Source organism: Bradyrhizobium sp. USDA 4506, assembly GCF_054058795.1.
Genome location: NZ_JBSSBM010000002.1, coordinates 3,368,663 through 3,382,307, shown reverse-complemented (window position 1 = coordinate 3,382,307; position 13,645 = coordinate 3,368,663). Strand labels below are relative to the sequence as shown.

The window sequence follows — 13,645 nt, the reverse complement described above, 5'->3', positions numbered from 1 at the left end:
ATAGCCTGGCGATGCAGATGGGCAGGAGCATGCGATGACGATGATAGCGCCGATGCGCACGCTGGGCGGGCAGGGGCTGTTGTTGACGGGGATCCTGCTGATCGCCTCGACGCTCCGCGCGCCCATTACCGGCGTCGCGCCGATGCTCGGCATGATCGGTGAGACCAGCGGGATCAGCGCGGCCGAGGCCGGAATCCTGACGACGCTGCCCTTGCTGGCGTTCGCCGCGATCTCACCTGTTGCAGCTGTGCTCGGGCGCAAATGGGGCATCGAGCGGTCGCTGTTCGGTGCGCTGCTTGTCATCGCGGCCGGGATCGCGCTGCGCTCGTCCGGTCCGGTCTGGGCGCTGTTCGCGGGCACCGCCACCATTGGTGCCGGAATCGCCGTTGGAAATGTGCTGCTGCCGAGCCTGCTCAAGCGGGACTTTCCGACCCGTATCGCCAGCCTGACCGGCGCTTACGCGATCACGTCCGCATTGGCCCAGGCGCTCGCGTCGGTCGTGGCCATCCCGCTCGCGCAATTGCTGGGATCGAACTGGCATCTCTCGCTTGCCAGCACGCTGATCTTTCCGTTGGTGGCGCTGATGGCCTGGGCACCCCAGCTGGGGGCGCACTCGGCCCCGACAGTCGAGCCGGCCTCCTCGCCGCATCGCGGGCGCATCTGGCACTCGCTGCTCGCCTGGCAGGTGACCGGCTTCCTCGGCCTGACCTCGCTGGTGTTCTACATCATCGTCGGATGGCTGCCCGCCATCCTCGTTCAGGCAGGCTACGCGGCGGCGACGGCGGGTACGCTGCACGGTGTGCTGCAATTGGCGACCGCGGTCCCCGGCCTGATCCTCGGGCCGATGGTCCGGCGCATGAAGGACCAGCGCGGGATTGCGATCACCGTGTCGCTTGCGACCTGCCTCTCGCTGCTGGGATTGTGGCAGTGTCCGTCGCTCGCAATGCTGTGGGTCGCGCTGTTCGGCTTCGGGGCGGGTGCAGCCTTCATCCTCGGCTTGACATTCGTCAGCCTGCGAACCTCGCACAGCCAGCAGGCGGCCGTGCTGTCGGGCATGGCGCAGTGCCTCGGCTACTCGCTCGCCGCCGCGGGCCCGCCGCTCGCCGGACTTGCCCATGATGCGACCGGAGGCTGGGAGGTTGCGCTCGCGTGCTGCGCCGTCGCGACGGTGTTGATGGCAGTCCTGGGCCGATCAGCCGGCCGCGCGGCGACAATCTGATTGTCCTTCGATGCGGAAATATCGCGAGCCAGATCCGGCTCGCAACAAGGCGTGGCGGCGGGCGGTCGGTTGTCTGCGCCGCAGGCGCGCGCTACAGAAGGCGGGAAGCCTCGCAAGCAAGAGCCAAGGGAAAAGTATCGTTGAGGACATCTGCCAGCACGCGCATCGCGATCGGATCGACGCTCTTTGCCTTGGCGTCGAGCGCATTCCTTTTTCTGGTTCCTCCGAGTCCGATCGACAGGAACCTGTTGCGTGGCGCCTTCCGTCTTTACAAGGGATATGCGTATCTCATCCCCGTCAAATACGTGGACGGCACGCTCGAGACTGCCCGATTGTACGAAGACGACCGGCTTCTCGGCCCCGCGAACACCACCCAGCAAGAGATCATCGACAAGGGTGCCGGCCGCTTCGCATTTTACCGGGACACCTGGAATTACTTCGGCCCGGCCTTGATGTTCTCGACAAGCGACAACACCGACCCGAACACCAACGGCAGGAAGTATCACCTGAGATGACGAGCTGACCTGCGCTGTGTCCGGCTGTCGTCACGTCGTGCGTATCACGCCCAGTTCCTTCGACCGTTGGAGCAGAGCCGGCCGGTAAGGCGGGGAGGGATCGTCGTCGTCAGGGATGGCGCAATGGCCGAACTCCTGCTGGATGCGCTGGATCTCCATGACCCGATCGTTCAACCGCTGCAGATGCTCAAGCGATGTTGCCTTCCAGTAGCGGAAGGTGTCGAGCGAAATCGGCACGAAGGCGGTGCCGAACAGGGTTGGATCGGGCACGATGGTCCGCCCGAGCAGCAGGTAGCGATCCTGACCGACGATGACGAGGGTGGCATACGGCCGCCCTTCACTTACCCTGAGGCCCTTCAACGAAAGTTCGCACAGCTTGCTGAAATAGGGTTCCTCGCGCCAGCGGTCGGGATCATCGAGGTCGACCTGCACATTCAGCGCGTCGAGCCCGAAATGCGGCACCATGCCCGTGGTCTCGGGAAACCAATCATCATCGAGGTGGCCTTGCAGCCAGGCACAGCTGAATGAGCGGCACTGCCGGGGACGCTCGTGGTAGATCTCGCATCCGCCGCCCGCCAGGATGTGGCTGCAGACCGTATTCACCGGCTTGCCGAGATCGGTCACCTCAAGCACCTTGCAGCAGAGGGTGCATGATCCACATTGCCTGACCGTCGGAGCCACGGGAAAGCCGAGGGCCCACGAGCCCTGCCGTTCGCGGAGGAGCAGCTTCTGCTTCTCCAGCGTGCTCAGTGCACGCTCGACCTTGAGACGCGACAATCTGGTCACGCCGATAATATCTTTCGTCGTCGTCGCGCCGCTCTCGACCGCCCGAACGACGACCAACGCCACTTGATCCATTGTTTTTCTTCTTGTCCGGCTCGTGGCCGGTTCTTCTTGTGCAGTGTTTTTGGCCGCCGGTATTCGGCGACGGTATATTCCAGTGCAATCCGGAACGTGCCGCGACCGACGGCTGCGAGATTCTACCGAAGCGTATCGGCGAGGGCGGCATGTCGCATCCGACAAACGCGCATGGCATCCCTGAGGACAAATCGTCGTGATTGGCAGCGCGTGCGGCCGGCGCTTCGCATCGCATGAGAGGGCTGACGAGCCGGCGAGCTCGCGAGCCGCTGTTACCGCGGCAAGTCGACCCGACGGGCAACCCCTCGCGCACACCACTGACCGCGCAACACACTCAGTGTCGTCCCTGCCTAGTGCGCAATTGCGCACGGGAGCAGGGACCCGTAACCACGAATGCTGATTATTGCGCGATGCTGATACGACGGGTCCCGTTCACAACAACCGCCGCGGAGTATGGGTCCCTGCTTGCGCCGGGACGAAAGTGTGCTTGCGGAAACGGGCGCGGCACCCCGCCAAAATTCGCGATTGCTGGCTGCCTCATCTTCGGGCAATGACAGCCTGCAATGAACAAGAGCTTCGAGGAAACTGCCGCTCGTCTGGCGCCGGCGATCTTTGTGGTGCTGTGGAGCACCGGATTCATCGGCACCAAATACGTCATCAACAATGCGGAGCCGCTGACCTATCTGGCAATCCGGATGGCGTTCGTGGTGGTGGTGATGGCGGTCATCGCCGCGATCGCGCGGCCGAACTGGCCGGACCGGACTGGTATTTTCCACAGCGCGGTCGCCGGCATCCTGGTGCACGGCTTCTATCTCGGCGGCACCGCGATTGCGATCGCGCATTCGGTTCCGGCGGGGCTCTCGGCCTTGATCCCGGGCCTGCAGCCGATCCTGACCTCGACCATTGCCAACCGCTGGCTGGGCGAGCGCGTCACGCCGCTGCAATGGGGCGGACTGGTGCTCGGCCTCGCCGGCGTCGTCTTGATCCTGCACAACCGGCCGATGACGAGCGAGGCGGGGTGGGGCTGGCTCGCCTCCGGCGTCTCGCTGATCAGCATCACCTTGGGCACGCTCTACCAACGGCGCTATTGCAACCGGATCGACTGGCGCGCCGGCAATCTGGTGCAGTACATCGCGGTGACGATCTTCTTCGGTATCGGCGCCTTCGTGTTCGAGACCAATGTGGTGCATTGGACCGGCGAGTTCGTGCTGGCGCTGGCCTGGCTCGTGTTCGCGCTGTCGATCGGTTCGATCGGGCTGTTGTACTGGCTGATCCGTCACCATGCCGCGACCTCGGTCGCGAGCCTGTTCTATCTGGTGCCGGCGGTGACCGCGCTGATGGCCTACGTCCTGTTCGACGAGCGGCTGGATCATGTCGCCATTGCCGGCATGGCCGCCTGCGCCGCGGCGGTGCTGCTGGTCAATCGCCGCGCTTAGTCTTTGCGACGGATCTTCGCGTAAGCTGCAAGCGCGCGTTCGCGCCCCTGCTTGTGATCAACGATCGGCGGCGGGTACGTCTTGCCGAGTTCGATGCCGGCGCTCGCCAGCTCGATCGGTGTCGCTGTCCAGGGCTGATGGATCAGCTCGTTGGAGAGCTGCGCGAGCTCCGGCACCCAGCGCCTGACATAGCCGCCGTCGGGATCGAATTTCTCGCCCTGCAGGACCGGATTGAAGACGCGGAAATAGGGCGCGGCGTCAGCGCCGCAGCCCGCGACCCATTGCCAGTTGGCGGGGTTGGAGCCGGCATCGGCATCGACCAGCGTATCCCAGAACCATTGTTCGCCTGTGCGCCAGTCGATCAAGAGGTGCTTGACCAGGAACGAGGCCGCCACCATTCGCACCCGGTTGTGCATCACGCCGCTGTGCCAGAGCTCGCGCATGCCGGCATCGACGATCGGATAGCCGGTGAGTCCGCGTTGCCACGCCTCCAGGGCGAGAGCGTTGCGCCTCCACCGAAAGGCATCGAACAGCTCCTGCAAGTTCCGATCCGCCATATCGGGGACGTCGAACAGCAGATGGCGGCAGAATTCGCGCCAGCCGAGCTCGCTGAGGAACTTGTCGATGTCGCCGGCAAGGCGCGAGTCTTCCGCGGCGGCGAAGCGGGCCGCGTGAAAGACCTGCCGCGGGCTGATCTCGCCGAAGCGCAGATGCGGCGACAGGCGCGAGGTGCCGTCGCGGTCGGGCCGATCGCGGTCGTCGGCGTAACCGCTGATCCCCTCATCGAGGAATCGCTTCAGCCGCGCCTGCGCCGCGGCTTCACCCGGTGTCCAGGTCTCGCGCAGGCCGCCGGCCCAATCCGGCCGTGTCGGTTCGAGACCCCAGTCATCGAGGGCGTCGCTCGCGATGCCGCCGATGGATGTGAGTCTCTTCGGCGCCGGCAACGGCCTTGGCGGATCGCCGAGGCCTTGGACGCGCCGCCAGAACGGCGTGAACACGCGCAAGGCCCGGTTGTCCTTGTTGCGGATCGCCTTCGGTTCGACGAGCAGATCGCCGCGGAAAATTTGCGAGTCGATGCTGTCACTTGCGAGCGCGGCTTCGACTTCTCTGGCAACGGCCTGATGCGGTGCCTGCGCGATGTCGTTCCAGAATACGGCGCGTGCGCCGATTTCGCGCGCCACCGTGGCGATCACCGACGCGGCCGGTCCGGTGCGCAGCACCAGCGATCCGCCTGCCATGGTGAGGCTCTTGCCGAGTGCGCGCAACGACTGCGCCAGCCACCAGCGCGTCGCACCCCCGAGCCGACGTACGGCCGGCGGCATCAATGCACAGCTCTCTTCGTCACGCACATAGAGGCCGACGACCGGCGCGCCGCTTGCCGCCGCCTCATGCAACGCCGGGTGATCCGACAGCCGCAGATCGTCGCGAAACCAGACGATGATCGGCTGTGCGCGGGTCACCCGGACGCAGTGAGCCTGCCGTTACTTCGGCTGCGGCACGATGCGGATGTAAGGCTTCGGCGCCTTCCAGCCCTGCGGGTAGATCGTCTTGGCCTCGTCGTCGCTGACCGAGCCCGCGATGATCACGTCCTCGCCCTGCTTCCAGTCGGCAGGGGTGGCGACGCGATGCTTGGCGGTCATCTGCAGCGAGTCGATCGAGCGCAGGATCTCCTGGAAATTCCGGCCGGTGGTCATCGGATAGACCATCACCAGCTTGATCTTCTTGTCCGGTCCGATCACGAACACGTTGCGGACGGTCTGGTTGTCGGCAGGGGTGCGGGTGAGGGGATCGCCCGAGGTCGAGGCCGGCAGCATGTCGTAGAGCTTCGACACGTTGAAATCGGTGTCGCCGATCATCGGATAGTTCGGCGCCGCGCCCTGGGTTTCCTTGATGTCGTCGGACCATTTGGCGTGGCGGTCCACCGGGTCGACCGACAAGCCCATCAGCTTGACGCCGCGCTTGTCGAACTCAGGCTTCAGGCGGGCGAGCGCACCGAGCTCGGTGGTGCAGACCGGGGTGAAGTCCTTGGGATGGGAGAACAAAAGCGCCCAGCTGTTGCCGATCCAGTCATGGAACTTGATCTTTCCTTCGGTGGTCTCGGCTTCGAAGTCGGGGGCGACGGCGCCAATCTGAAGTGCCATGATTTTACCTCATCTCTTTGAAGTTGCGATTGAATTTGTATTTGAGGCTGTCTGTTCCAGTATAGGACGGGATAAGGCTTAAGTGAACGGGTTCTGAAAAAAGGTGAAACATTTCTCCTTGAGGGTGGAATTCCAAGCAACTTGTTTTGATCCGGATCCCTACGGCGAAATATCAGCTGCGGCACAAAGGCTTGGAAATGCCCAGATAATGCCGCTTATCGCAGTCATCACGCCGGCCCTGGCTGCTATAGGACTGAACCGTGACGACGTTTAAAGCGACCAAATAGCAACCATCTAAAAATCTCGGAACGCAAGTTCCGAATCATTAACCACTCGTTTACGCCCGCATGGAAAAGCTGGCCTGAGATAGGAATTGAAAGCTCCCACAATGTCTACCCCAAGTACCAAGACCGCTGAGCCTCTCAGCGGTGCGTTGCATCCGTCCTGCCGCAAGACTGCCGCCCATGCGCTCACCATCGTGCGCGACGGCGTGATCACCGGCGAAGGCCCGACCACCAAGGGCCGCATCCATTTCTCCCGGTCGCTCGATGCCGATGACGCTGCCTGGTGCGCGCGCATCCTGACGGCGGCCGCGGTTGAGCATCAGCCGGTCAGCCGGGCCGAGATCGAGGCGCTGTTCGCGATCAACGAGGCCGCCGCCGAGCGCAGCGATGGCGGCCGGTTCGACGATCTGCTCGCCAAGGCGATCGCCCATCATGCCGCCTCCGAGTCCGGCCTGCCGGTGCCGCCGCGCACGGTGGCGCTGTCGCCCGACACCGAGATCGATCGCTGGGCGCCGAGGCAGGGCGCCAAGATGGACACCAAGGTTCTGGAGTGGATCGCGGGCCAGATGCGCGGTCAGCGCCGCACCGGCCGCGCGCTGGCGGCGATGGTGGCGACGCTGGTCGGCGCGACTGCGCTGCCGCTCGCGGCGCAGCTCCCCAACGTGTTCGACATCGGAATGATGTAAACCATCATCCCGCGTGACTGGAATTCGAGCAGAGCGGCGGGGATTACTTCCCCGCCGTTTTCTGTTTGCCACCGGTTTCCTCGAGCCCGAGCGTCCGCCCCGGAAACCCGGCGACGTCGAAATAGCGGGTCGAAAGCACGCGTTGGAATTTCAGCACGGTGCGCAGGCCGTTGGCCGACGGCTTCTTCGACATGATGGTGCCCTCGGCCATCTTCGGCACGATGCCGTTCGGCAGCGCCTCCGACATCACCCGGCCGATCAAGCCGCCATTGTTCGGCGCGCGCAGGCCGAGCAGCTGGGCCGCGGTCATGCCGACATCGGCGTTGCTGACCGGCAGCGGATCGACATAGCCCGCCTTGAAGTCGGGGCCGATCGCCGCGGTGAAGTTGAAGGTGTCGCCGCGGCTGAAGCTGCCATGCATGCCCTGGCCCTGGCGCAGCACGGTGTCGGCGACCTGCACCGAGCAGTTGGTCGGGATCTCGCAACCGCTCGACCAGGAGCGGAAATTGACCACGATCGACGGGTTCGGCGTCACCGCCTTGCCCTTCAGATTGAGGTTCGAATTCGGCAGCGTGCCGGGGAAGGTGCCGAGCTTGTCGTCGACAAACAGGCCGCTGACATAGTCCTGCTCGAGCAGCGCCTTGATGACGCGGTCGGCGAGCTTCTTGTCGCGGTTCGGCAGATAGATCAGATCCGAGCCGCCATTGGTCGCGATCACGACGTCAGGCTTGGCCGGATCCTGGCCGAGCACGCCGTTGCCGGCCTTCGGGTGGGCATTGTCGGCGACCTTCGCGTTCTTGTCGTTGGGGTCGAACAGCGGCAGGTCCAGCGCCTTGGCGAGGTCGATCGCCAGAAAGCCCATCGGCAGGAAATCCTTCGGCGTGTCGCCATAGACGATCTTGGCCGAGGGGCTGGTCTTGCTCTCCTTCGAGATCGTCGAGAAGCCGTGGTCGGAGGAGACCATGATGTTGGTGTCGGCGGAAAGCCCGAGCTCGTCGAGCGCCTTGCGCAGCTGCGCGAGGTTGTTGTCGGCATTCTTGATGCCGGCCATCGAGGTCGGGCCGTTGATGCCGGGGGTGATGGTGTTGAGGCTGTCGCCGGTGTTGTGCTGGCTGCCGTCCGGATCGCGCGACCAGAACACCAGCACGAACGGCTTGTTGCGCGCCTTGAACATCGGCAGCACGACCTTGGTCGCGACGTCGGCCATGTAGGCCTGCTGCGCCACGTTGGCGACCGTGGTGCCGGGTGTCTTGGCGTCGCCCGCCTTGGCGTTGTCGCCGCGGCTCGGGGTGGCGAGCGGCAGGCCCGCTTTGGTCAGCGCCTCCTTCATCTCGTCGGAGAGCGGCACGCCGGTCTTGCCGCCGGTGGAATCGTCGATCACAATCGTGTTCTTGCCGCGATCGGTGTGGTCGAACAGCAGGGTCGGGCCGACCTTGCCGATGGCGGCGGTGCTGAAACCCTGGCCGCGGGCCATCTTCAGCAGCGTCTCCTCGTTGAGGTAGTCGCCGTTGAAGTGATCGTCGACATCGGCGAGCACCGCGTCGTTCTCGATGAAGGGGACCACGGTGTCGCCGGCGGGCACCGAGGTGTAGCCGGTATAGATCGTGTTGGAGAAGGTGCCGGTGTCGCCGAGATAATGGCCGGTCGACAGCGCCGAGCTGTTAGGTTAGCCATCGTGAAGGTCGGGAACAGCGAGTGCGAATTCTTGAAATTGACGCCCTTGTCGCGGATCTCGGCCATGGCCGGTGCCGTCTCCGGCGTCACGATGCCGCCGCGCAGACCGTCGGGGACGAACAGGATGAGGTTGCGGGGGTTAGCGTTCTGCGCCGAGGCGGCGCCCGCCGAAAGCGCGATCATGCTCGCGGACAGTAAGGTAATGGCACGACGCATATTGTTATTCCCCCTGATGAAGCCCCGCGGCAGCCCGCCGCAGTCTTCGTTTAGTTTTGCCATATGACAGAAATGTTACAGCGCTTGTTCGGCGCTGTAACGGCCGGATTTCTCCCGCGGACGGTCGGTCAACACACCGTCATTCGGCAGGCTGAATCGCGGTTCTCCCATTGCGCGCAGCACTGCCGGCATGCCCGTACCGGGCATAGAGCGCCGGCAGCACGGCAAGCGTCAGCAGGGTCGCGCTGATCAGCCCGCCGATCACGACCGTAGCGAGCGGCTTCTGCACCTCGGCGCCGGTGCCGGTGGCGAACGCCATCGGCACGAAGCCGAGCGAGGCCACCAATGCGGTCATCACCACGGGGCGGAAGCGGGTGAGGGCGCCTTGCTCGATGGCTTCCCGCATCGGCACGCCGCGCTCGCGCAATTGCCTGATAAAGCTCAGCATCACGAGCCCGTTCAGCACCGCAACGCCCGACAGTGCGATGAAGCCGACCGCCGCCGAGATCGAGAACGGCATGCCGCGCAGCCAAAGTGCGGCGATGCCGCCGGTGAGCGCTAGCGGCACCGCGCTGAACACCAGCAGCGCATCGCGGGCCGAGCCCATCGCCGCCAGCAGCAACAGGAAGATCATCGCAAAACACGCCGGCACCACCACGGCCAGGCGCTGTCGCGCCGCGGCAAGATTCTCGGATTGGCCGCCCCAGGTCATCCAATAGCCCGGCGGCAGCTGCACCGATTGCGCGACTTTTGCCTGGGCTTCCTCGACCACCGAGCCGAGATCGCGGCCGCGAACATTGGCTGTCACCACGATGCGGCGCTTGCCGTTCTCGCGGCTGATCTGGTTCGGCCCTTCGGTGAAGGAGAACTGGGCGACGCGGTTGAGCGGCAGGCTCTGCACCGGCGAACTCGGCGTTGCCTTCGGCAACGCGACCGGCAAATTGCTCAGCGCCTCGAGATCGGAGCGCACGCTCTCCGGCAATCGCACCACGATGTCGAAGCTGCGGTCGCCTTCGTACACAACGCCGGCATCCTGGCCGCCGACCGCGGCACCGATCACGTCCTGCACGGCAGAGACGCTGAGGCCGCGCCGGGCGATCGCCCCCTTGTCGACCTTGATCTCGAGCACGGGCAGGCCGCCGGCCTGTTCGACCTTGACGTCGGTCGCGCCGCGCACGCTGCGCAGCGCTGATGCAATCTGGTTGGCGGCTTTCTGCATCGGCCCGAACTCGTCACCGAACACCTTGACCGCGATGTCGCCGCGAACGCCGGCGAGCAGCTCGTTGAAGCGCATCTGGATCGGCTGGGTGAATTCATAGACGTTGCCGGGCAGCCGGCCAACCGCCTTCGAGATGTCCTCGATCAGTTGCTCCTTGGTCAGCGATGGATCCGGCCACTGTTCGCGCGGCTTCAGGATGATGAAGGTGTCGGACGCGTTCGGCGGCATCGGATCGCTCGCCACCTCCGCGGTGCCGGTCTTGGAGAAGACGAACGACACCTGCGGAAAGCGGCTGACGGCCTTCTCGACCGACAGCTGCATCGCCTGCGACTGCGACAGTGCTGTGCTCGGAATCCTGAGCGCGTGCATGGCGATGTTCTTCTCGTCGAGCGAGGGGATGAACTCCTGGCCGAGGCGGAAGAACCCGAACAGGGCGGTCGCGAACAGCACGACCGCCACCGCGATGACCGGGATCGGCGTTGCAACCGCGCGCCGGAGCAGCGGGCTGTAGCAGCGCTTCAGGGCGGCAACGAGCCGGTTTTCCTGCTCCTGCACGCGGCCGGTGATGCCGATCGCGATCAGCGCCGGAACCAGTGTCAGCGACAGCACGAAGGCGGCCGCGAGCGCAAGGATCACGGTCAGCGCCATCGGCTCGAACATCTTGCCTTCGACGCCGGTGAAGGTCAGCAGTGGCACATAGACCAGGAGGATGATGGCCTGGCCGTAGAGGCTCGGCTGCACCATTTCCACCGCGGAGGCCTGCACCGTCGCCAGCCGTTCATCGCGCGTCAGCACGCGGCCGAGCGCATGCTGCTTCTCGGCGAGGTGACGCAGGCTGTTTTCGGTGATGATCACGGCGCCGTCGACGATCAGGCCGAAATCCAGCGCGCCGAGGCTCATCAGATTGGCGCTGATCCGGCCTTGCCACATGCCGATCGCGGTCATCAGCATCGCGACCGGGATCACCAGCGCCGTGATCAATGCCGCGCGGAAATTGCCGAGCAGCACGAACAGCACGGCGATCACGAGCAATGCGCCTTCGCTGAGGTTGCGCGCCACCGTGCCGATCGTTGCATCAACCAGCTGGGTCCGATCCAGCACCGTCTTGACCTCGATGCCGGCCGGCAAGGACGGCATGATTGTCAGCAGTTTGGCGTCGACCGCGGCCGACACGGTGCGGCTGTTGGCGCCGATCAGCATCAGCGCGGTGCCGACCACGACCTCGCGGCCGTTCTCGCTGGCGCTGCCGGTGCGCGTCTCGCCGCCGATCGAAAGCGTGGCGAGGTCGCGGATCCGGACCGGGACGCCGCCGCGGGTGGTGACGACGACGGCGCCGAGCTCGTCGATGTTCTCGAGCCGGCCGCCGGAGCGCACGACGAAGCCTTCGCCGTTGCGCTCGATATAGCGCGCACCGCGGCTGACATTGTTGGTCTCGATCGCCTTGGCGACGTCGGCAAAGGTGAGGCCGAGCGCGATCAGCTTCGCCGCATCGGGATGGACCTGATACTGCTTGAGGTATCCGCCGATCGTATCGACGCCGGCGACACCAGGCACCATCTTGATCTGCGGCTTGATGATCCAGTCCTGCACGGTACGCAGATAGGCGTCCTTCTCGACCTCGCTTTGCAGCATCTGGCCGTCCGCCGTCAGGAAGCGGCCGTCGCTTTGCAGGCCCGGCGCGCCGTCGGCCTGCACTTTCTGCCCGGAATAATGGACGGTCCACATGTAGATTTCGCCGAGGCCGGTCGAGGTCGGGCCGATCCGCGGCTCGATGCCTTGCGGCAGCCGCGCGCGGACCTCGGTCAGGCGCTCGCCAACCTGCTGGCGGGCAAAATAGATGTCGGTGGCCTCGCTGAACACCGCCGTGATCTGCGAGAAGCCGTTGCGGGAGAGCGAGCGCGTGCTCTCGAGCCCCGGCGCGCCGGCCAGGGCCGTCTCGATCGGGAAGGTGATCTGCTTCTCGATTTCGGCCGGCGACAGCGCCGGGGCCACGGTGTTGATCTGGACTTGCTTGTTGGTGATGTCGGGCACCGCGTCGATCGGCAGCCTGGTCAGCGCAAGGCCGCCGAGGAACATCGCGATCGCCGCCAATGTGACGACCACCCAGCGCCGTTGGATCGCAAGACCGATGATGCGCTCAATCATGGTCGTGCTCCGCCTCGTCCTTCTCGAACTCCGCCTTCAGCGTGAAGGTGTTCTGTACCGCGATGGTCTCGCCGGCTGTGAGGCCGGCAACGATCTCGATATCGTCGTCGTCCTCGCGGCCGGTCCGCACCGATCTCGCCTCGAAGCCGTCGGCATCGCGCACGAACACGGTCGGCGTTCCCTTGATGGTTTGAAGCGCCTTCTTCGAGACGATCACGGTCGACGGCGCGCCTGACAGCGGGACCTCGGCGGTGACAAAGGTACCCGGCTTCCAGCGGTGGTCCTTGTTGGGCATGGTCGCGATCACGCGCGCGTTGCGGGTCTCGCGGTCGAGCAGGGGGCTGACAAAGATCACACCGGCATTGGCTTCATCTTCGGTGCCGATGGCCCGGATTCTTACCGAAACGCCTTCGCGGACCGCGCCGATGTCTTCGGGTGAGACCGCGAGGTCGACCCAGATGTCATCGAGATTGACGATGACATAGAGCTCGCTCTCCTGGCCCTCGCGCCCGATCAATCCGCCGAGATCGACGCGCCGCTCGGACACCCGGCCGCTGATCGGCGCGCGCAAGAACTGCGTCCGCAGGCTCTCCGGGGGCTGGTTCGGCAGGTCGGCGATCTCGGCCTCCGAGAGACCAAGCGCAAACAGCTTCTGCCGAGCGCCGTCGAGCTTGATCTGGGCATCGTTCGCGGTCAGCCGCGTGCGCAGGAACTCGTTTTCCGACACGATGCGGGTCTCGACCAGCGTCTTCTGCCGCGCGTAGAGGGTCTGCTGCAGATCGTTGGTGAGCCGTGCGGCGAGGTATTCGCTCTTGGCGTCGGCCACCTCGCGGCTTTCGATCGCGGCGACGATCTCGCCCTTCTCGACGACATCGCCGAGGCGCTTGCGCAGTTCCGTGACCGTCGCGAGCACGCGCACCGATACCCGGCCGATGTGATCCGCATCGGGGATCAGCGATCCCGGCGCGAGGAAATGCCGCTTCAGCATGCCGCCGCTGGCTTGCGCGAACGTGATGCCGGCTTCGCGAACCTGGTCTTCGCTCAGCTCGATATGTCCGGGGGCCTCGTGCCGGGCCTCGGCCTTTGTGTCTGTCGTCGCAGTCTCCTGCATCGCGGCCGGGAACCTGACCGGCCAACCGATCCATCCGGCCGCCACAACGACCAGTGCAATGCCGGCGGCCACGCCGGCGAAAAATAGAACAACCCGTTTCATATGCGCCTCTCCGCAGCGCAGGCCGATGGCCCTGCGCTG

Annotated in this window: 9 protein-coding genes and 1 pseudogene; 4 read left to right on the top strand and 6 right to left on the bottom strand. The window is 65.1% G+C overall.

Features of this window, described 5'->3' with window-relative positions; translation table 11 throughout:
- Nucleotides 1-34: 34 nt before the first annotated feature.
- Nucleotides 35-1,219, top strand: coding sequence for an MFS transporter (locus ACVIHF_RS18155; RefSeq protein ID WP_253608270.1), 1,185 nt, complete (start codon nucleotides 35-37; stop codon nucleotides 1,217-1,219).
- Nucleotides 1,150-1,734 (top strand): hypothetical protein, encoded by a 585-nt coding sequence (locus ACVIHF_RS18150; RefSeq protein WP_253641426.1) that lies wholly within the window; start codon nucleotides 1,150-1,152, stop codon nucleotides 1,732-1,734. The genes ACVIHF_RS18155 and ACVIHF_RS18150 overlap by 70 nt, the downstream gene beginning before the upstream one ends.
- 30 nt (nucleotides 1,735-1,764) lie before the next feature.
- Here the strand turns inward: ACVIHF_RS18150 and ACVIHF_RS18145 are convergent, their stop codons facing one another.
- A complete protein-coding gene (locus ACVIHF_RS18145) occupies nucleotides 1,765-2,592 on the bottom strand; it encodes a YkgJ family cysteine cluster protein (protein WP_253608272.1) in 828 nt (275 codons plus the stop codon).
- Between the two features lie 563 nt (nucleotides 2,593-3,155).
- Between ACVIHF_RS18145 and ACVIHF_RS18140 the strand changes: the two genes are divergently transcribed.
- A complete protein-coding gene (locus tag ACVIHF_RS18140) occupies nucleotides 3,156-4,028 on the top strand; it encodes a DMT family transporter (protein ID WP_253608273.1) in 873 nt (290 codons plus the stop codon).
- Here ACVIHF_RS18140 and ACVIHF_RS18135 read toward each other — a convergent pair.
- Both ACVIHF_RS18135 and ACVIHF_RS18130 read right to left on the bottom strand, forming a co-directional pair.
- Nucleotides 4,025-5,488 (bottom strand): cryptochrome/photolyase family protein, encoded by a 1,464-nt coding sequence (locus ACVIHF_RS18135; protein WP_253608274.1) that lies wholly within the window; start codon nucleotides 5,486-5,488, stop codon nucleotides 4,025-4,027. The genes ACVIHF_RS18140 and ACVIHF_RS18135 overlap by 4 nt on opposite strands.
- 21 nt (nucleotides 5,489-5,509) lie before the next feature.
- Nucleotides 5,510-6,169 (bottom strand): peroxiredoxin, encoded by a 660-nt coding sequence (locus ACVIHF_RS18130; protein WP_092088955.1) that lies wholly within the window; start codon nucleotides 6,167-6,169, stop codon nucleotides 5,510-5,512.
- Between the two features lie 388 nt (nucleotides 6,170-6,557).
- On the opposite strand from ACVIHF_RS18130, the gene ACVIHF_RS18125 reads away from it, so the two are divergent.
- Entirely contained in the window at nucleotides 6,558-7,139 is a 582-nt protein-coding gene (locus tag ACVIHF_RS18125; protein WP_026192875.1) for a hypothetical protein, read from the top strand.
- 43 nt (nucleotides 7,140-7,182) lie between these two features.
- Here the strand turns inward: ACVIHF_RS18125 and ACVIHF_RS18120 are convergent.
- From ACVIHF_RS18120 to ACVIHF_RS18110, 3 genes and pseudogenes are all read right to left on the bottom strand, one after another.
- Nucleotides 7,183-9,029 (bottom strand): annotated as a pseudogene (locus ACVIHF_RS18120) (alkaline phosphatase family protein).
- A 139-nt stretch (nucleotides 9,030-9,168) separates the two neighbouring features.
- A complete protein-coding gene (locus ACVIHF_RS18115; protein ID WP_456780401.1) occupies nucleotides 9,169-12,393 on the bottom strand; it encodes an efflux RND transporter permease subunit in 3,225 nt (1,074 codons plus the stop codon).
- The gene (locus tag ACVIHF_RS18110) at nucleotides 12,386-13,606 is read right to left on the bottom strand and encodes an efflux RND transporter periplasmic adaptor subunit (protein ID WP_253608277.1); all 1,221 of its coding nucleotides are present in this window, start codon (nucleotides 13,604-13,606) and stop codon (nucleotides 12,386-12,388) included. The genes ACVIHF_RS18115 and ACVIHF_RS18110 overlap by 8 nt, the downstream gene beginning before the upstream one ends.
- Nucleotides 13,607-13,645 lie beyond the last annotated feature (39 nt).